Annotated in this window: 14 protein-coding genes and 1 pseudogene; 8 read left to right on the plus strand and 7 right to left on the minus strand. The window is 62.8% G+C overall.

From position 1 onward, the window contains the following. Positions 1-74: 74 nt before the first annotated feature. On the plus strand, positions 75-482 hold the full coding sequence (locus tag AB7G19_RS03550) for a hypothetical protein (RefSeq protein WP_063980635.1): 408 nt from the start codon (positions 75-77) through the stop codon (positions 480-482). Positions 483-731: 249 nt separating this feature from the next. Here AB7G19_RS03550 and AB7G19_RS03555 read toward each other — a convergent pair whose 3' ends face one another. Further along, positions 732-977 (minus strand): PilZ domain-containing protein, encoded by a 246-nt coding sequence (locus AB7G19_RS03555; RefSeq protein WP_028149457.1) that lies wholly within the window; start codon positions 975-977, stop codon positions 732-734. 275 nt (positions 978-1,252) lie between these two features. Continuing rightward, positions 1,253-2,629, minus strand: a complete 1,377-nt coding sequence (locus tag AB7G19_RS03560; RefSeq protein WP_063980636.1) for a DUF2235 domain-containing protein — start codon at positions 2,627-2,629, stop codon at positions 1,253-1,255. 276 nt (positions 2,630-2,905) lie between these two features. Between AB7G19_RS03560 and AB7G19_RS03565 the strand changes: the two genes are divergently transcribed. Further along, positions 2,906-3,454, plus strand: coding sequence for a hypothetical protein (locus tag AB7G19_RS03565; RefSeq protein WP_225005617.1), 549 nt, complete (start codon positions 2,906-2,908; stop codon positions 3,452-3,454). 302 nt (positions 3,455-3,756) lie between these two features. On the opposite strand, the gene ftsZ is transcribed toward AB7G19_RS03565, so the two are convergent. The 4 genes from ftsZ to rpmB form a co-directional block, all read right to left on the minus strand. Next, positions 3,757-5,010 carry a cell division protein FtsZ gene (ftsZ, locus tag AB7G19_RS03570; RefSeq protein WP_084794938.1) on the minus strand — a complete coding sequence of 418 codons (1,254 nt, stop codon included), beginning with the start codon at positions 5,008-5,010 and terminating at the stop codon, positions 3,757-3,759. Between the two features lie 59 nt (positions 5,011-5,069). Then, complete coding sequence (locus tag AB7G19_RS03575) at positions 5,070-5,612, minus strand: hypothetical protein (protein ID WP_231143792.1); 543 nt, start codon at positions 5,610-5,612, stop codon at positions 5,070-5,072. Positions 5,613-5,895: 283 nt separating this feature from the next. Then, the gene (locus tag AB7G19_RS03580) at positions 5,896-9,042 is read right to left on the minus strand and encodes an AAA family ATPase (RefSeq protein ID WP_283017956.1); all 3,147 of its coding nucleotides are present in this window, start codon (positions 9,040-9,042) and stop codon (positions 5,896-5,898) included. Between the two features lie 223 nt (positions 9,043-9,265). Further along, positions 9,266-9,577, minus strand: a complete 312-nt coding sequence (rpmB, locus tag AB7G19_RS03585; protein ID WP_063980641.1) for a 50S ribosomal protein L28 — start codon at positions 9,575-9,577, stop codon at positions 9,266-9,268. Positions 9,578-10,086: 509 nt separating this feature from the next. Here rpmB and AB7G19_RS03590 point away from each other — a divergent pair. From AB7G19_RS03590 to AB7G19_RS03610, 5 genes and pseudogenes are all read left to right on the plus strand, one after another. Then, complete coding sequence (locus AB7G19_RS03590) at positions 10,087-10,944, plus strand: DUF3108 domain-containing protein (RefSeq protein WP_441267723.1); 858 nt, start codon at positions 10,087-10,089, stop codon at positions 10,942-10,944. An 893-nt stretch (positions 10,945-11,837) separates the two neighbouring features. Beyond that, complete coding sequence (locus AB7G19_RS03595; RefSeq protein WP_063980642.1) at positions 11,838-15,224, plus strand: helicase-related protein; 3,387 nt, start codon at positions 11,838-11,840, stop codon at positions 15,222-15,224. 10 nt (positions 15,225-15,234) lie between these two features. Beyond that, positions 15,235-15,516 (plus strand): annotated as a pseudogene (locus AB7G19_RS03600) (RNA-binding S4 domain-containing protein); the annotation flags it as partial. A 132-nt stretch (positions 15,517-15,648) separates the two neighbouring features. Continuing rightward, positions 15,649-15,987, plus strand: a complete 339-nt coding sequence (fdxA, locus tag AB7G19_RS03605; protein WP_063980643.1) for a ferredoxin FdxA — start codon at positions 15,649-15,651, stop codon at positions 15,985-15,987. 345 nt (positions 15,988-16,332) lie between these two features. Continuing rightward, positions 16,333-17,127: a CarD family transcriptional regulator gene (locus AB7G19_RS03610; RefSeq protein ID WP_084794942.1), complete on the plus strand. Its 795-nt coding sequence runs from the start codon at positions 16,333-16,335 to the stop codon at positions 17,125-17,127. A 176-nt stretch (positions 17,128-17,303) separates the two neighbouring features. On the opposite strand, the gene AB7G19_RS03615 is transcribed toward AB7G19_RS03610, so the two are convergent. Continuing rightward, positions 17,304-17,975, minus strand: a complete 672-nt coding sequence (locus AB7G19_RS03615; protein WP_210387282.1) for a hypothetical protein — start codon at positions 17,973-17,975, stop codon at positions 17,304-17,306. Between the two features lie 128 nt (positions 17,976-18,103). On the opposite strand from AB7G19_RS03615, the gene AB7G19_RS03620 reads away from it, so the two are divergent. Then, a complete protein-coding gene (locus tag AB7G19_RS03620; RefSeq protein WP_063980644.1) occupies positions 18,104-18,994 on the plus strand; it encodes a LysR substrate-binding domain-containing protein in 891 nt (296 codons plus the stop codon). The last annotated feature ends 1 nt before the right edge of the window (position 18,995 follow it).

Raw genomic sequence — 18,995 nt, forward strand, 5'->3', positions numbered from 1 at the left:
AACTCTCCTCACCTTCCACGCACCGCAAAACTGGCCTACCCTCCCGCGCACCCAACTCCTCAGGGAGGCCCGCCATGCGGTTTCGTGTTCGCAAGACTGCCCACGTTTTCGAGCGCGTGGGCCTCGCGATGGCAGGCGCGGCGTGCGGGCTGTTCGTCGGCGCCTATGTGGGATCTTCGATCGCCCCGCTGACCACGCAGGGCTTCCTGCTGCTGATGATGCTGCTCGGCTTCGTCGGCTTCTATCTCGGCATCGACACGCCGCAGCTGCCCTTCGACGACGCCCACAGCGCGATCGACGCCGCGGAATTCCTCAGCGCCGCCGGCACGCTCTGCGCCACGCTCACCGCGCTCGCCTCCGTCGGCGTCATCGTGCTCCGCCTCGAGCCGCACCTGGCGTGGACCTGGCTCGCTTTGTTCGGCTGGATCGCCGGCGTCGCCATGCAGATCGTCGCCGGCACGAAAGCCAGGATGCGGGCGTAGCTACGACAGCTGTTGGAAAAAGGTCGTGCCGCATCACCGCTGCGTTCCCTCCCCCCTTGCGGGGGAGGGCTAGGGAGAGGGGTAGCCACACGGCACGCGCTATCGAATGAAGCGCGCCTGTGTTGCATCACCTCGCACGCAGCTAACACCTATTGCCGGGCCACCCCTCTCCCCAACCCTCCCCCGCAAGGGGGAGGGGGAAGAGCGGAGTGCTCGGCGGAATTATTCAGTTACGGAGAGAGCGTCCCCCTAAAACACCACGCCGATCCGCGAGCCGCGCTTCCAGGCGATGCGGCAGCGCTTCTTGGTGTTGACGTGGAGCAGCTCGAACCTGTCGGGGATATTCACCTGCCCGCCGAGATCGACGCAGGCGCCGCCGGGCGAGTAGTCGATCAGCGTGCAGGGAATCACCGGCGCGCGCGGGTCAGTGATGATCTTGGCCTGGCGGGATACCAGCCCGGACGGTTTCACGCGGGCATGTCGGCGCGGATGCATTGGCACTCTCCTCCAATTCCGCGGACGGCGCGGGTGGTCTTGGGAGGCATGATGGAAAAGAGTTGATGCGATCCGACTAAGGGCGGCCCGAGAATTTTAATGAAAAGTAGCAGCGAACGGAGAAAACGCCGGTAGCGGGATGCCCACCCTCCCCTGGAGGGGTCCGAGACGAGCGAAGCTCGCTCGTGGGTCGATCGCGCGTAGCGCGAGCGGGGTGGGGTGATCTCTCAACACGGGCACTGTTGGAGGTGGAGAGACCTTCACCCCACCCCGTCTCATATTTCGCTGTGCTCAATATGAGCCGACCCTCCCCCTTCAGGGGAGGGTGGCAGCGAGTCCGGAGCGGCTTCAGCATGCGGCCGCACCGGCATCGGCACGGTCACATAATCCCTCGGCAAGTTCACCGGCCGGTAGCCCGGCTCCACCGCCATCCGCTTCAGCACGCTCTCGTGCACATGGGCGCCTTCGGGGATCACGCGCGGCTCGCAATCGGGGATGTAGAAGCCCAGAAAAACCTTTCGCTGCGGCCATTCCTTGTACTTTGCGCTCTTCGGCACAAATTCCAGCACGCGCCAGAGCGCCGTCATCGAATTGTGCAGCTCGCCCACCTTGCCGGTGTAGGCAGGCTCGACATACTGGAACGGCGAGTTCTTGCGCTGGATGCCCCAGGCGAGCTGGTTCACGGTGCGCGGGTTGAAGTTCAGCCCGGCCTTCGCCGCTTCCTCGATCATCCAGATCAGCGGATATTTGGACTCGCCGCTCTCGGCTTCCGGATAGCCGCCGCCGACGTCGCAATGAACGCCGGCGAACCACACCTGCATGATGTCCTGCGGCACCTTCTTCTCGTCGGGCACATAGCGGTTACTCCAATATTCCTGCGGCTCCTTGTACGCCTTGAGGCGGAACATGCAGCGCCGCTCGTCGATCGCGATCGCCTGCCGGAAGATTTTTACGCTCGGATTGCGCAGCGTGAAGGCGAGCTCCTCCAGGCTGAATACGAAGAAGAAATTGTCGCGCCGCGGCACGATCACGCTCGCCACCGTGTCCCAGACGCCGATGAAGTGGATGGTCGGCCAGCGCGTCGAGGTGATGCGCGCGAACTGGGCGGCGAGGTCGAATTCGTCCTTCGGCAGCGGCCCGCTCTCGTCGAAGGCGACATCCTTGAGGTCCTCGATGTCGTTGCCGCGCCCGGTGCCGGAATATTGCTTGTAGGCGACGAGGCCCGAGCCCGCGAGGTTCGCCTGCTCCGGCGAGATCAGCCCGATCTTGTGGATCAGCCCCGCCAGCACCCGCACGGTGTAGGCGCCGCGCGAGAAGCCGAACAGGTAGATGCGGTCGCCCGGCGCGTAATGCTCGACCAGGAAGCAATAGGCTGACAGCACGTTGTCATCGAGCCCGTAGCCGGTGGCGAGCCCCAGCACCAGATTGACGTTGGCCTTGAGCCGGTGCCACGTCGAAGGCTCCGTCACCGTGCCGACGCCCGGATCGTAAAACACCATCTGCCGCGGCTTCGTCTTGTCGGTCTTGCGCAGGCAGCGATAGAGCTTCAGGACGTTGGAGATGTTCTCCGAGATCTCGTTGCCGGTGCCGTCACAGCAGATGACGAGGTTTTTCGGCTCGGTTTTGGGTTTGTGCTGGTCGTCGTGCTCCACGGTATGCCCCTCCCGGTGATGCTACCGGGGCGAGTATAGCGAAAATGGATGGCAGCGAGGAGACGAAGTCGGCATCGGCGGCATGGTGCCTCATTGCCCCATCATCTGTTGACATTAACCACCTGTTAACCATGTCGTCGCCTAATGAGGACGGTGGGGGTCACCATGTCGGCCCATATGACGCGACCGAAGTTGATGCCTTTTTCGGCCGATCCAGCCTTTGGTTCGCTTAACCGGCTGGCGGTTCGCGTCACGGCTGTCCTACGGAGCAAAGCCATGTTCGGGAAGGACGATCTAGTGGACAATCTCAGTCGCGATCTCGATCGTGCGCGCCTGCGCCGCGATGCACTCGCATCCGAAGCCACGACTCTCACGGCTCAGATCGCCGAAATCGAAGCCCGCCTTTCGGAAGAGAAGACCAGGCGGGAGCGTGATCGCGTCTTGGCCGAGATCGAAGCGATAAGAACGCGAATCAAACAAGCCGCCGGCGCGTTCGCACCGGTCGTCGACGGTCTCTCCAGGGCGATCGAGTCGGCCTCGGCCGTTGTGCCCGAGGCTCGCGAGCTCAACAGTTTCATCGTGTCGGTGGCGACCGAAATCGACAGCGTGCTCGATCCCCTGATGCGCGAACTGGATCAGCGCGCGGATGCGGTGCGGGCAGGGCAGGCCGTGCTGGACCTCCCGCGTTCGGCCAATGAAGCACCGCCCATCGAGCCGCCAAAAGACGGCAACGATCGCCTGCTTCGCTTCCCGGCATGGCTGTCTCGCGACAAGGAGCCGGAAAAAAGGGAAACGGCGGAGACCCCGCGCAGCACGGCAGCGTGAACGATCGGCGCGCTGCGCAGATCGGAAGCTCGCCTGCGGCTATCCTTCGAGACGCCCGCCTACGGCGGGCCCTCAGGATGAGGGCGGAGTGCGCGGCGAGATATCAGAGCCTCATATCACAGTGGTTCGGCACAGCCGGGGCCACAAACTCGTCATGCCCGGGCTTGTCCCGGGCATCCACGTTCTTCGTGCCGTGGGAAAGGCGTGGATGGCCGGGACAAGCCCGGCCATGACGCTGTGGGGCATCGCACGCGAGCTCACTAAGACCAAATGCGATCGCCCCGCGCTTCCCCCGCGCCCGCTCAATTAGCGGAGCGGCGCAGGAAGGCCGGGATGTCGAGAAGGTCTTCGTCGGCTATATTGCGCGGAGCGGTGCGTCCGTAGGGATCGAGCGGCTGAGGCGCCGCGCGGCGCGCATATTCCGGATCGGGCCTTGCCGGTTGCACTGCGGGTCGGCCGGCCGCCGGGCGGAGCGGCGGGCTTTCCACGTGCGGAAGCGGCGCACTGCGCTGCTCGATGCGATCGGCGATGCGGCGGCTGTCGTCGCGCAGCCTGCCGGCGAGCTGCGTGAGTGCGGTTTCCACCGGCGCCGCCAGCTGCGCCGGGTCGACATTGTCGATCCCGGTCGCCACCACCGAGACGCGGACGATGCCTTCGAGGCTTTCGTCGAACGAGGCGCCGACGATGATGTTGGCGTCCGGGTCGGCCTCGTCGCGAATCCGCGTCGCGGCTTCGTCGACCTCGTACAGCATGAGATCCTTGCCGCCGGTGATGGAGATGATGAGGCCGCTGGCGCGCTTGATCGAGGGGTTCTCGATCAACGGATTGGAAATGGCGGCCACGGCGGCGGCGAGCACGCGCTTCTCGCCGGACGCCTCGCCCCGTCCCATCATGGCCTTGCCCTTCTCCCGCATCACGGAGAGAACGTCGGCAAAATCGAGATTGATCAGGCCTTCCTTGACGATGAGGTCGCTGATGCAGGCCACGCCCGAATAGAGCACCTGGTCGGCAAGGGCAAAGGCATCGGCGAATGTGGTCTTGGCGCTGGCCACCCGGAACAGGTTCTGGTTCGGGATGATCAGCAGGGTGTCGACCGTCTTCAGCAGCTCCTCGATGCCGGCTTCGGCAAAGCGCATGCGGCGCTGGCCCTCGAAGTAGAATGGCTTGGTGACGACGCCGATCGTGAGGATGCCGAGTTCGCGCGCGGTCCTGGCGATGATGGGGGCGGCCCCGGTGCCGGTGCCGCCGCCCATGCCGGCGGTCACGAACACCATGTGCGCGCCGGTCAACTGATCGCGGATCGTATCGATGACCTCCTCGGCTGCGGCGCGTCCCAATTCGGGCTGAGAGCCGGCGCCGAGGCCTGCGGTGACCTGGGTGCCCAGCTGGATCAGGCGCGGCGCCTTCGACATGGCAAGCGCCTGAGCGTCGGTATTGGCGACGACGAAGTCGACCCCCTGCAGCCCGGATGTGATCATGTTGTTGACGGCATTGCCGCCGGCGCCGCCGACCCCGAATACGACAATGCGCGCCTTCATCTCGTGAATATCGGTCATGCCAGTCATTCTGTCCTCGCGATTGCTCCGGCAGGCCGGGATGGAGAAGGGTTCGAGTGCTATCTGCGAGCCGCGCGGTCTGCGCCCACGATGGCCGCGGCCAGATGTCCCAATCGACGCGCGGCTTGTCCCGCGGTCGCGCCGCCAGCCTGGCGACCGGTCCGTAAGTCCGCCACTTCGTCTTCCAGTCGTGCCGCCCACGCATTGGCTGCCGCCGTCTCGGCGGCCGCCTGCAGCAACTCGACGGCCAGGCGATCGGCGCGCTCGCGCTCACGCTCGAAAACTAACCTGGCGCCGGCTGCGAGGGCTTCGAGCCGCGCGATCTCCGCCTTGAATGCCTCGATCTTGAAGGCCTCGATCTTGAAGGCCTCGACCTTGAAGGCCTCGACCTTGAAGGCCTCGATCTCAGCCATGGGGGCAGCGATGGGGGCTGCCTTGCGGCCAATTCGCGGGCGGGGCGTGTAGCGGAGCTCGGCGAGATCGACGCTCACCAGGGCCTTGCCGTCCTCCGACCGCGAGCGCGGCAAACGGCGACGTCTCGCCAGGGCACGCGCGGCCTCGCGCGAGATATTGAGGCGGGCACTGAGATCGGCATACGTCAACAACGCAACGCACATTGGCGCTTCTCCTGGAGCGAACCGGGAAGGCATTTCGAGCTAATGATGGCTGGACGATTACCGCAGGCTAGGCTGCGTTGGTTAACGGACGGTTAACGCGCGTGGGGCGTTGTTTAGGGTGCCGTCACAGCAGATGACGAGGTTTCGCGGCTCGGATTGGGGTTCGTGCTCACGGAAGGCCCCTCCCGGTGAGGCTAGGGGGCGAGCAGAGCGGAAAGTGGAGCAGATGACATGGTTCAAGTAGCCCTGGAACTCATGTGCGAGTCGGTCACGCTGGAATCGGATGGTCGGGCACCGCTAATAAAATTTCATGCTCGTCGAACCACTCGTTTCTAAGCATCTGCATTTTCACCGCCTCGGGAGCGGAAGTGTAGAGCACCAACGCAAGGCTCTTCTTGGCTCTACTGCAGGTGACATAAAATAGGCGACGCGTCCTGCTAACCGAGTTGTCGCGGCCCTCAGATTCATTTGACAAATCGCTCGCTGAAAGTTCTTTGGCGCCGAAGAACTTTTCATATCCGAACATGAAGCCGCGCGCCTCGGTATCGTCCATCAACACCATAACGCGATCGAACTCTAGCCCCTTAACCCCCTGGTGTGTGCCGAACTCGGCCGTATTCGAGATGTACTGAGCATATGGCGCGATTTCCGAAAATGATGCGAGCAGAAATTTCTCAATTGCCGCGTCTGCCTCATCTAAAGGATCACGAGACTCGTCGTCAGAGCTAGATTGGGCTTCATCGTCCGATCGGTGAATGGCAAATGGCTTCAAAGCTTCTGGGAGATCAAAGAGATGTTGCTCGGCGACATAAGCCAGGACTTCGCCGCAGGTAGGTGTCCCCTGCTGCCACAGTTTCAATAGGCCCTCAGCTGCGATCTTGGCATTGCGCAATTGATTGCGCTGGTCGGTCGCATTCTTGAGTCTTTCAGCGCTCAGCAGTGGCGAGGACTCACGCACAATTCTTGCGGTAGCAAATTTGTCATTGTTCTGGAGAGCGGAGACGAGAGGCAGGACGTTGGCCGTAAACAAACGTGTGACCGGCAAAGACCCGTCAAGAAGTCCTGTTCTGAAGGTGTCAACGCTAGCAAGCGCTTCGAAGATCGTCTCGAATCCCATGCGTCTGTACGACGATACTGCGAGCCCCAACTCTTTCTGTCGTTCGCGCACCTGATCGGAAAGCCAGAGAAGGCCCTCACGCATATAGGTTGGAGGCTTAAGTTTGTTTGCGTCCCTAAACTCGAGCAGATCAAGAGCGAGCTCAGCTTTGCTGCCAGTCTTCAGGTTCTCTGCAAGCTTCCCACTCAGTTCCTCCACGGTAGCGCTAGCCTCTATTGCAGCCTTGAACTTGGCCACGAGGCCCGTTCCTTCTTGTTGAAGAAAGAGGCCGATATTCTCAAATAGTATAGCGTCTTCAAAGGTGTTGGCGAGCGCTTCAACTGTGCGGCCGCGGAAATCAATTCGGACCGGGGATTGATACGCCACGCGAATAGAAAACCGCTGTGCTTCGTACTTCAAAATCTTGTTTTGCTCGGGCTCGTCAAGGAATTCGTCAAGAGAGATTCGTTTTGGGCACCATGTGTTCAGCGTTTGGTTGCGCGAAGTTTGGCCGGCGCCTCTCTTTGGGTTTGCGGATTTGTTACCTTCTCCTACCGCGTCGAGGTCAGTTATGATCAAGGTGGGTAGCGCAAGGCATTCAATGAGGCCGCGCAATCGATGCGCGTGGCTGCCGCCGATCTCAAGCCACGTAATATAGCACTCCCGCAAATCTTTAAATTGCGCGTGCTCTCTTACAAAATGAGGAGTCAGAATTCGCTCGGCTGGGCCTTCTATCAATACAGCCGCATCTGCAAAGAACAAATCGCAGTGAGTAACCTTGAGATAGCGAGTGACAAATCGGCGAGTTTCCTCGTTCGATCCAAACGCGGTAGAGACGTCCACAACGCAGGAACTCGGAATTTCCATCCTCGCGCCAGCAACTCGTCGAAAGTATCGCAGTGAAGCGAAGTCGCACTCATGCGCAATGTGACTTGAATGTGTGCTGACAACTAGTTGTGTGGTGAAAGTCTTGCTGTCTCCCAAATCGCGGTGTTTGCGTAGGATATTGTATGCCTGCCTGATGAAGACTTGCTGAACCTGAGTGTGGAGATGTGCCTCAGGCTCTTCTACGAGCACAAGGTGCAGGGGTGGCCTGAATGCCTTTTTCGCGACGGCTCTTGTTTCAGCTTTGCCAACTAGCATCCATGCATCACGATAACTCATAAGCCGGAATACCATCGAAATCAGATTCTGGTAGCCGAGACCGTTCGAGTCCTCCGGTAAATGCAACCGAGTGTTCTTAGTGCCGTCAGTCATTTGGATGACGTAACGCACAGCGGCTTCGTGGTTGAGGCCTTCAACAGGACGTAGTCTTGTTGAAATTTCGAGCTTAGGGTCAGTGACTCCTGGGTATCCAAGCTCTTCCAATTCCTTCAGCGCGGGTTCGAAACCCTCGTTGAGCCGGATATCGAAAGCCTTTTGTGCTTGTTCGATCGCTTGCAGCGCTTTTATATCCCTCGTGTCCGGGTTGTCGTAAGGGTCCAAGTGGCGGCTGTAGTACCCCCGGAGTTGCTCGGAGAGCTTCCGCGCATTGGCGGTGTCAGTAACGGCGCCGGCCTCATCTTCGTCGAATGCGACTTCAGCTTCTTGCCCGAAGCCGCGTTGCGCACTGATCTCACTAATTTTGATGAGACCCCTAAAGGGGTCTTCCTCTAGTGCAACGGCATCAGGCGGCAGATCTTGCGGTTTCGCCGTACCATGTTCCGGCTCTTGACGTTTTGTGGGATCGAGGACGTATGCTCTGATGACGAATAGCCGTGCAAGGCGGCGGCGGAGAAAATCAACAAGGTCATCCGGCCAAAGTGAGACGACGATGGTCTCGCTCGCCTTATCCGCCTCGCTGATAGTTTCACCCTTTTTTGCGTTCTCCGCATCTGCACGAGCGGAGAGATACTCGCGCTGTAATTCTGTCATGTCCTTGGGTTCAAAGCGTAGCCGCACGCCGAGCTGACCGCCCTCCCAATCCAACGTGGGCAAGATCTTTTGGACATAGTGGACTTCGTCACTCTCAACGTGGAGCCAGACGTCGAGTGTTGGAAGAAAGTCGTCCCAGTCGGGTTCAGGGAGTGTCTCGTCGGCAGCGGCGGCCTTTTCCCAACTCGCGCCCATCGCCACGAGTGAGGGCCAGTGAGAGACGGTGAAGTCGTTTAGTGTGAAGCTACTTCGTTCATGAGCTACGAGGAAATATCGTAGTGCGACCATGGCGGAAGTTTTGCCACTGTTGTTCGCGCCGACGAAGACTGTCTTGTCTCGTGCAAAACTCACCCGAGTAGAACGAAGCTTGCGAAAGTTAGCAATTTCAACTGAATCAATATGCATCGGTTATCCTCTGACCGACACAAACAGATTCACATTGAACCTGCAACTAAGGGCTGTACGATCTTGTGTACTCCCTTTTGCTGATGTCACTCCAAATTCGCTACTGGCCTACCGGCAACAACAAAAACGGCCGGATCTTTCGATCCGGCCGCGACGCAAAACTCTACTGGCTAAGACTACGCCACGCGACGCAACTTAGCCCCCGCCCGATTTCAAAATTGGATTAGCTGGCCTTCTTCGCCGGCGCGGCCGTCGGGCCGACCTTCTTCTGGATGGCGCGCTTCAGCTCGAGGGCGCGCGGCGACAGGACGTCGGCCTTGGCCTTGAGCAGGAAGGGGTCGAGGCCGCCATTGTGGTCGACGCTCTTGACCGCGTTGGTGGAGACGCGCAGGCGCACGTTGCGGCCGAGCGCTTCGCTGATGAACGTCACGTTGACGAGGTTCGGCAGGAAGCGGCGCTTGGTCTTGATGTTGGAGTGGCTGACCTTGTGGCCGACGAGGGGGCCCTTGGCCGTCAGTTCGCAGCGGCGAGACATGGTAGAAATCCTCTTCTGTCCCCCAAACGATTTGCGGCCGCCATTCTGGGCGCCACGGGGGCTAATTCTGTGTCCTTGTAGGGAGCGGGCGGACGTATAGGGGGGAAGGGACGGGACGTCAAGGTTTTGGGCGGGGATTCATGCTCCGCGGCATCCCCCACAACAGGTGTCATCGCCCGGCTTGACCGGGCGATCCAGTACGCCGAGGCGGTGCGGCTGGAGCCGAGGGGCTACGGCGTACTGGATGCCCCGGTCAAGCCGGGGCATGACGGCGGAATGGGCGGGGCGAGGTGCGCGTCCCTGACACACCCCCGATCACCAAAACGGCAATGATTGAAGTGCCTTACCATCACATAAAGGGCGTATTCGCACCCGAAGTATCAAATGGAGTTCCGCAAGCCTCCGCGCCCGGACACATTGTTTGCCGCGGTTTTTGGCTTAAGTAACAACCGTTCGCGCCCCGATTGGATTGTTTCGTGCTCGCATCCCCCCGACTTTGGCTCCAAGGCTTGGTCAGTCACGGCTCAGCCAGTCCGCGCTCTGCCGGCCGGCTGGCCTTCGCAGCCCTTTGCGGGCTCGTCGTGGCCTGGGGCGCGGAGCCCGTGGCGGCACAGGGCAAGCTCGAGGCGCAGTATGAGGCGACGCTGGCGGGCATTCCCGTCGGCAAGGGCGCCTGGAACATCGACATCGGCGACGACGTGTTCGCGGCCGCGGCAAGCGGCGGCACCACGGGGCTGCTGAAATCCTTCGCGGGCGGGTCCGGCACCGGCGCCTCGCAAGGTAGGGTGGTGAACGGCGCGCTGGTCGCGACCGGCTACCAGGCCTCCACCACCACCTCGAAGAAGACCGAAGAGATCCGCATCACGCTCGACAAGGGCAATGTGAAGGAGTTCGGCATCGTGCCGGAGCCGCCTGTCGATGCCGACCGCATCGTCGTCACCGATGGGCATCGCCGCGGCGTCTGGGACCCGATGACGGCCTCGCTGCTGCGCGTGCCCGGCACCGGCGACCCTGTTACGCCCGACGCCTGCCACAACGCCGCGCCGGTGTTCGACGGCCGCATGCGCTACGAGCTGAAACTCGATTTCAAGCGCATGGAGAGCGTGAAGGCGGAGAAGGGCTACAGGGGCCCGGTCGTGGTCTGCGCGCTCTATTTCGTGCCCGTGGCGGGCTACATTCCCGACCGTCCCGTGATCAAATACCTCGCCGCCCAGCGCAACATCGAGATCGCCTTCGCCCCCGTCGCGGGCACGCGCATCCTGGTCCCGTTCTGGCTGAAAGTGCCGACGCCGCTCGGCCCGGCCATGCTGGAAGCCACCAGCTTCATCACCTCAGCCCAGCCGCCAAAGGTCGCCAAGACGCAGTAGGGCTTTAGCTGCGCATTCCCCCTTAGAGACCGTCACCCTGAGGTGGCCGCTTCTTCAGCGGCCCTCGAAGGGCGACAGCCCGGCTGTTCCCGCAGGGAATATCCGTGCGTGCCGCCGCATCCGGGCCGTCCATCCTTCGAGGCTCCCGGCGCGATGCTGCGCAACGCGCCACTCGCACCTCAGGATGACGGAAAGACCGCGTCGCGCGCCGGAATGACGGGGAGGCAATTTGGCTGGAAAGAAATGTAATCCTTTCAATGGCATTTCTACTGTGCATGGGGTTGTTTTCGCGAAAATGAGTTTGGGGGTCGTGATCCCGGGAATCCATTTGACTCCTGCCCGATTCTGATTCGACTCCGCGCCGTCCCCAATTTTAAGGAACCGGTCATCGAAACGCCGCTTGTGCGGCAGGGCAAAACTCCATCTAGTGCACAACCAATAAGAGTCCCGCGACATGTGGCGTGAACGGAACAGGCTTCAGCGGGAGTCAGCGATTCGGCCGCGATTCGTTCTAGAGTCGTTCCGAAGCTTAAGGCCAACGGGAAAAGCGTCGCAAAGTGAGACAGTTGCGCGAGGTTTGGGGAGTGCGCTCCCACACGCTCGGTGTCATCGCCCGGCTTGACCGGGCGATCCAGTACGCCGAGGCCGTTGTGGTTGAGCGGACAGGCCGCGGCGTACTGGATGCCCCGGTCCCGGCTCCGCCAAGGCTACGCCGGGGCTCAGGGGGGTGCTCGGCCCGCCGAAGCCTTGGCGAAGGCGGCAGGCCGGGGCATGACAGCGGAATGCTTGGCTGCAGCGTAGCGTTCGGAGACATGGCCGACACCTCCCAGCCCTCAACACACCCCAAAGCAGCACTGACATTCGCCCAAATCGCCACTACCTAATCCCCAGACATGGCCTTCTCCTCCTCCCTCTTCGCCTCCGAGCGCGCACCCGGCGCGGGCGTCACTGCGGTGCTCGGGCCGACCAACACCGGCAAGACCCATCTCGCCATCGAGCGGATGCTCGCGCATCCCTCTGGGCTGATCGGGCTGCCGCTGCGGCTGCTCGCGCGCGAGGTCTATAACAAGATCGCCGCACGGGTCGGCAGCGAGGCCGTCGCGCTTGTGACCGGCGAAGAGAAGATCAAGCCGAAGAACCCGCGCTATTGGGTGTCGACCGTCGAGGCGATGCCGCGCGATCTCGACGTCTCCTTCCTCGCCGTCGACGAGGTCCAGATCGCTTCCGATCTCGAACGCGGCCACGTCTTCACCGACCGCATCCTCAACCGCCGCGGCCGCGACGAGACGCTGCTGTTGGGCGCGGCCACGATGCGCCCGATCATCGAGCGGCTGCTGCCGGGCGTGTCCATGATCACGCGGCCGCGCCTGTCGCAGCTCGAATTCGCCGGCGACCGCAAGATCACGCGCCAGCCGCGCCGCACCGCCATCGTCGCCTTCTCGGCCGACGAGGTCTACGCCATCGCCGAGCTGATCCGCCGCCAGCATGGCGGCGCGGCCGTGGTGCTGGGATCGCTCTCGCCCCGCACGCGCAATGCGCAGGTGGAGATGTTCCAGAACGGCGACGTCGACTATCTCGTCGCCACCGACGCCGTCGGCATGGGCCTCAATCTCGACGTCGACCACGTCGCCTTCGCCTCCGACCGCAAGTTCGACGGCTACCAGTTCCGCCGCCTGACGCCGGCCGAATTCGCGCAGATCGCAGGCCGCGCGGGCCGCGCCACGCGCAACGGTACTTTCGGGACGACGGGCCGCTGCGGGCCGTTCGAGCCCGAGCTCGTCAACGCGCTGCAGAACCACACCTTCGACAACGTGAAGATGCTGCAATGGCGCAATTCGAAGCTGGATTTCGCCTCCCTCGGCGCGCTCCAGGTGTCCCTGAACCAGTCGCCCGGCCATGAGGCGCTGACGCGCGCGCCGATCGCCGAGGACATGCGCGTGCTCGACCACGCCGCCCGCGACGTCGAGGTGCGCGATATCGCGCATGGCAAGGCGGCCGTGGAACGGCTGTGGGAGGCCTGCCAGGTCCCCGATTACCGAAAACTGTCGCCGGCCGCCCATGCCGAGCTCGTGACCACGCTGTACGGCTTCCTGATGCAGAAGGGCTGCATCCCCGATTCCTGGTTCGCGGCCCAGGTCGACCAGGCCGACCGCATCGACGGCGACATCGACACGCTGTCGGCCCGGATCGCCCAGATCCGCACCTGGACCTTCGTCGCCAACCGCCCGGACTGGCTGAAAGACCCCGAACGCTGGCAGGGGATCGCCCGCGAGGTCGAAAATAAATTATCGGATGCGCTCCATGAACGCTTGACTGAGCGTTTCGTTGATCGCCGGACCAGTGTATTGATGCGCCGCCTGCGGGAGAACACGAGCTTGAATACTGAAATCGGCAAGACCGGCGAAGTCATCGTCGAAGGCCATGTCATCGGCCGCCTCGATGGCTTCACCTTTGCACCGGATGCGGCGGAAGCAGGCTCCGATGCGAAAGCCTTGCAGGCTGCAGCGCAAGCGGTGCTCGCCGGCGAGATCAACGCGCGCGCCGAAAAACTGGGCAATGCGCCGGACGATCAGTTCGTGCTGACCTCGGAAGGCACCATCCGCTGGACCGGCGATGCCGTGGCGCGCCTGTCTGCCGCGGAGGAGGCGCTGCATCCGCGCATCCGCATCATCTCCGACGAGCGCCTCACCGGTGCGCCGCGTGAGAAGGTGCAGGCCCGGCTCGAGCTCTGGCTCAAGACCCATATCGAAAAGCTGCTTGGGCCGATGTTCGAGCTGTCGAAGGCCGAGGACGTCACCGGCATTGCCCGCGGCATCGCCTATCAGCTGGTCGAGGCGCTCGGCGTGCTCGAGCGTCCCAAGATCGCCAACGAGCTGAAGGACCTCGACCAGCCCTCGCGCGCCGTGTTGCGCAAATACGGCGTCCGTTTCGGTGCTTATCATATCTATTTCCCCGGCCTGCTCAAGCCCGCCGGCCGTGCGCTGGCCGCACTGCTGTGGGCGCTGAAGCAGGACAATGTCGATCTGTCGTCGCTGTCCGGCGCGCAGCATCTGGCATCTTCGGGCCGCACCTCGTTCCCGGTCGACAAGCAGCTGCCGCGCGATGCCTATCGCGTGCTCGGCTACAAGCAGGCCGGTGAGCGAGCGGTGCGCGTCGACATTCTGGAGCGCCTTGCCGATCTGATCCGGCCGGCGCTGGCCTGGCGCGAGAACTCGCCCGGCGAAAAGCCTGCCGGCGCGTTCGACGGCCGCAGCTTTGTGGTGACGCAGGCGATGACCTCGCTCACCGGCTCGGCCGGCGAGGATTTCGCCTCGGTGCTGCGCGCGCTCGGCTATCGCATGGAGAAGCGTGCGCCGCTGCCGCCGAAGCCGGTGGCTGCTGCCGTGGAGACGCCGGCGGCCGAAGCAAGCGCAGAGGCTCCGACTGAACCGACGGCGACCGATGATGCCACCGCAAGCGCGGACACCGCAATCGAAGCCGCCGCCGAGCCCGTCACCGTCGAAGACGCGCCCGGCATGGAGCAGCACGACGAGCCCGCACACGAAGAGCCGGCGCTCGAAGCATCGCCTGATGCCCCCGTCACGCCCGAGGATGCCCCCGGCATCGCGCCGCCGGCGGAAGAGGCTGCTGCGCCCAGCGAGGCGGTGGAAGCCGCTCCCGCCGAGGCCGCTGCAACGGAAGCCGCTGCATCCGCCGATGCCGCCGCGCCGGTCGAGGCTGCCGCTGTGCCTGCCGAGCCCGAGCTCGTCGAGGTCTGGCGTCCCGGCGGCCGCCACGACGATCGCAAGCCCCGCCACGAGCGTCATCGCCACCAGCGTCACCACAATCAGCGCCCGCAGCAGGCCGGTGCTGAAGCTGGCGCCGCCCCCGCCGAAGGCGCGGCCGCGCAGTCAGCCGACGGCGAGAAGCGCAATGAGCGCCATCGTCACGGCGGTCATCGCAGAGATGGGGCAAAGGATTTCCGCAAGCCGCGCGAAGGTGGCGCCGAAGGTGCACCGCGCCAAGAGGGGCGCGACGACAAGAACCGCCGCTTCGAGGGCAAGGATCGCGACAACAAGGATCGCGATCGCAACAAGGGCAAGTTCGGCGGCGATCGCGACAAGGGCCGCGACAATCGCGGTCGTGACCGCGACAAGGGCCGCGACCGTCAGGGCGGGCCGTCGCTGCGCCCCTACGCCTCGAGCGCGAACCCGCGCGAGCGCGATCGTCCGGCCGATCCGAACTCGCCCTTCGCAAAGCTTGCTGCGCTGAAAGAGCAGCTGTCCGGTCGCAAGGAGTGATCCCACGACCGAGCGGCAGCGTCTCGACAAATGGCTGTGGCACGCGCGGGTGGTGAAGGCGCGCACCTCCGCGGCCGAGCTCGTTGAGTCCGGCCACGTTCGCATCAACGGCACACGCGAGAAGTCGCCGGGCCATGCGATCAAGATCGGCGACGTGATCACCATCGCGCTCGATCGCACTGTGCGCGTGCTGAAAGTAACCGCTTTCAACGAGCGCCGCGGCGATGCCGCCTCGGCCCGCGTGCTCTACGAGGAGCTGAGCGAAGGCAATCAAAGTTCTCGGCGCAATTAATTGCGCTCTGAATTCATTTCTTGGTCGATCAAACGCGTAAAGCCGTCATGATCGGCCGTTCCCGACCTTGCGGCGCCGGGCCATCCGCGCTACGCAAGCCGCGACTTTTAAAAGAGCTTTTCGGAGCGTTGGATGACTTACGTCGTCACTGAAGCCTGCATCAAGTGCAAGTATACCGACTGCGTCGAGGTCTGCCCGGTCGACTGTTTCTACGAGGGCGAGAACATGCTCGTCATCCATCCTGACGAGTGCATCGACTGCGGCGTGTGCGAGCCGGAATGCCCCGCTGACGCGATCAAGCCGGACACGGAACCGGGCCTCGAAAAGTGGCTCCAGGTCAACGCCGACTACGCCAAAAGCTGGCCGAACATCACCCAGAAGAAAGAATCACCCCCCGACGCGAAGGAATTCGACGGCCAGGAAGGAAAGTTCGAGAAATATTTTTCTCCGAACCCGGGCTCGGGAGACTAATTCTCGCCCAAACTTAACCCTAATACCTTCGTCAGCGCCGAAAACCAGCCCTCAAGACCCCTAAATCATTGATTTTTGCGGGAAATGTGCTATATTGAGCACATTAAGCTGAACCCCCGTCAGCCCAGTTGGCCCCGTTGGGTTCCCGTGAAACCAAATGTCGAACAGGGGCGTGGCAGTTTCCGCGCGCAGGCTGTGTCACAGAAAACGCGTAAAAAGAGTACTTCAGCGAGGGCTTCCCATAAGGAGGCCAAAAAAGTCGCCGCGGCCAGCCGTAGCGCATCCAAGGGTCGGACCGCGACTAAGGCACCGGCTGCAAAGTCCTCGAAGAACAAAAGAAGCGCAATGCCTCACAAGACTGCCAAACCGGCCGCGAAAGCGACCGTTGCCAAGCCTGCTGCTGCCAAGGCTTCCGCTGCCAAGCCCGTTGCTCCGAAGGCTCCTGTTGCTGCCGCCCCTGCCAAAGCCCCCGTTGCTGCTGCGAAGCCGGCCGTGAAGGCTGCTGCACCCGCGCCGAAGGTCGAGGAAAAGAAGGTCGTGACCCAGCGCCAGGGCTTCAAGGCCAACGAATTCGTCGTCTATCCCGCTCACGGCGTTGGCCAGATCCTGGCCATCGAGGAGCAGGAGATCGCCGGTGCGAAGCTCGAGCTGTTCGTCATCAATTTCATCAAGGACAAGATGACGCTGCGCGTGCCGACCGCCAAGGTCGCGAACGTCGGCATGCGCAAGCTGTCCGACCCCGCGCTGGTGAAGAAGGCGCTGGAGACGCTGAAGGGCCGCGCCCGCGTCAAGCGCACCATGTGGTCGCGCCGCGCCCAGGAATACGAAGCAAAGATCAATTCGGGCGACATCGTCGCGATCGCGGAAGTCGTGCGCGACCTCTACCGTTCCGAGTCGCAGCCCGAGCAGTCGTACTCTGAACGCCAGCTCTATGAAGCGGCGCTCGATCGTCTCTCCCGCGAGATCGCGGTTGTGCAGCACTCGACCGAGACCGAAGCGGTCAAGGAGATCGAGGCCCAGCTCGCCAAGAGCCCGCGCCGCACCAACGCCAAGGCGGAAGCCGCCGACGGCGAGGGCGAGGCGGATGCCGACGGCGATACCGATGGCGACGACACCGCCGTCGCCGACGAGGCCGCGTAAGCGTCTCGCAGCGTCGATTGCAAGCAATCAAAAGCCCGGCCGGTTGGCCGGGCTTTTTTGTTTTGAGCGGATCAGGCTTTGTGACGGTGCAATCCATGCGTTCGCACGGCCACGGGTGTTCAGGCCCCGTGTTGAGGGCATCGCGTCGAGGGAGAGTGTGACGAACTTGACCCGAGTCACTTCCTGATCAGCGGAATCTGCAAATTGGTCGGCCGGTTCTGCTCGGTGTCAAAGCCACGGCCGTCGATGTTGCGGGCGCCCCAGAACAGGAGGTCGCCCCTGAGATAGACGAGATCATATTCCATGAAGTTCGTGGCCTCGGCGAGACCGAAGGGAGCGAAGGTCTTGCCGAAGATGCTCTGGGGCGCGCCAACGTCCCACGGTGCATATCCGACCGCGGCGACCTTGTTGAGCACATCGGCAAATCCCTGTGCCAGCGGCGTAACCTCGTAGGTCTCGTCGGCAACGAAGTCGACCTTCTGCGCGCCCGGAGCGATGGGATGCGCACCCCTCCACAGCATATGGCCGCCAATCCTGATCCGCGCGAGCGGCACGGCGCTGTAGGGATCGGCCGAGTTGACGATCTCGAGCTCGAAACGGTCGGAGGGGAGATATTTGAAGGCCCGCTTGAGATAGAACGGCTTGAGCGTGCCATCGGCGTTCTTCGCCGCGCTCGGGCGCACCTCCGGTGCGATGCTTTCCCAGTCGCCGAGCAACGCCTGCTTCAATCCTGTCACATCCAGTTCCATGTTGTTTGCCTTTGCCTGCGTGTTGGAGGATTGCGCAGCCACTTCGCCAGATCCCGCCAGCGTGAGGATCAGCAGAGACGTTTGAATGCTCTTGAGCATGTGAAGCTCGCTCCCGTGCGCCTCTGCCTGCCAGGCAGACTTCGTTCACGCCGGCTATACGGGCAGCTGGCCGCTTGGAAAAAGACTTTGTAAGCTGGCCCCATGCCTGCGAGATATGGGAGATCGCGATGGAGCTTCGGCATCTCCGCTATTTCGTCGCCGTTGCCGATGCGGGCAGTTTGACTGTTGCGGCCGAGCAGAAGCTGCACACGTCGCAACCGTCGCTCAGCCGGCAAATCCGGGATCTCGAACGGGAGGTCGGCGTTCCCTTGATGAACCGCAGCGCCCAAGGCATCGCGCTGACGGCGGCCGGCAAGGCCTTTCTCGAGCACGCCAGAATGGCGCTGCTTCAGGCGGAGGCTGCCAAGGAAGCGGCGCTCCGTGCCGCGCAGCCCCCGCAGCCCGCTTTCTCGTTGGGCTTTCTGTCGGGCGCCGAAATCGACCTGCTGCCCGAGGTGGATCGCATTCTGCGCGACGCATTTCCCGGCATCGATATCCGCCTGTCGAGCGATTATTCGCCCTCGCTTGCCAAGGCCCTGATGCGGCGAAAGCTCGATGCTGCCTTCATCCGGTCGGAAGAGCACATGGAAGATCTGGTCTGCCGGCGCGTGCGCACCGATCCGCTGGTCTTCGTCTTTCCGAGCGACCATCGGCTGGCATCGCAAGCCGCGGTGGCGCCCGAGGAGATCAGGGACGAGACCTTCTACCTACCGTCCAAATCCGCTCCCGCGGTTCGCCGTATCGTTCTGGATTATTTCAGCCGGACCGGAATCGACCTCAAGCCCGATCGCGAAGTGCACAACGTCGTCCACGCGATCTCGATGATTGCGTCGACGCGCGGCGTCATGATGCTGCCGGCCTACACGAAGCGATATTTGCCGGAGACCATCACCACCCGGCCGGTGCGGGGAGAAGCACCCAAGCTTGATCTCGTTGTCGCCTATCACAAGGCGAATCAATCCCCGATCCTGAAGTTGCTTCTCTCCGAGGTCGGCAAGCTCGCGACGGCGTCGTCCTAGG

The organism is Bradyrhizobium sp. 215_C5_N1_1 (assembly GCF_052075935.1).
In the GTDB taxonomy this organism is placed as follows: domain Bacteria; phylum Pseudomonadota; class Alphaproteobacteria; order Rhizobiales; family Xanthobacteraceae; genus Bradyrhizobium; species Bradyrhizobium barranii.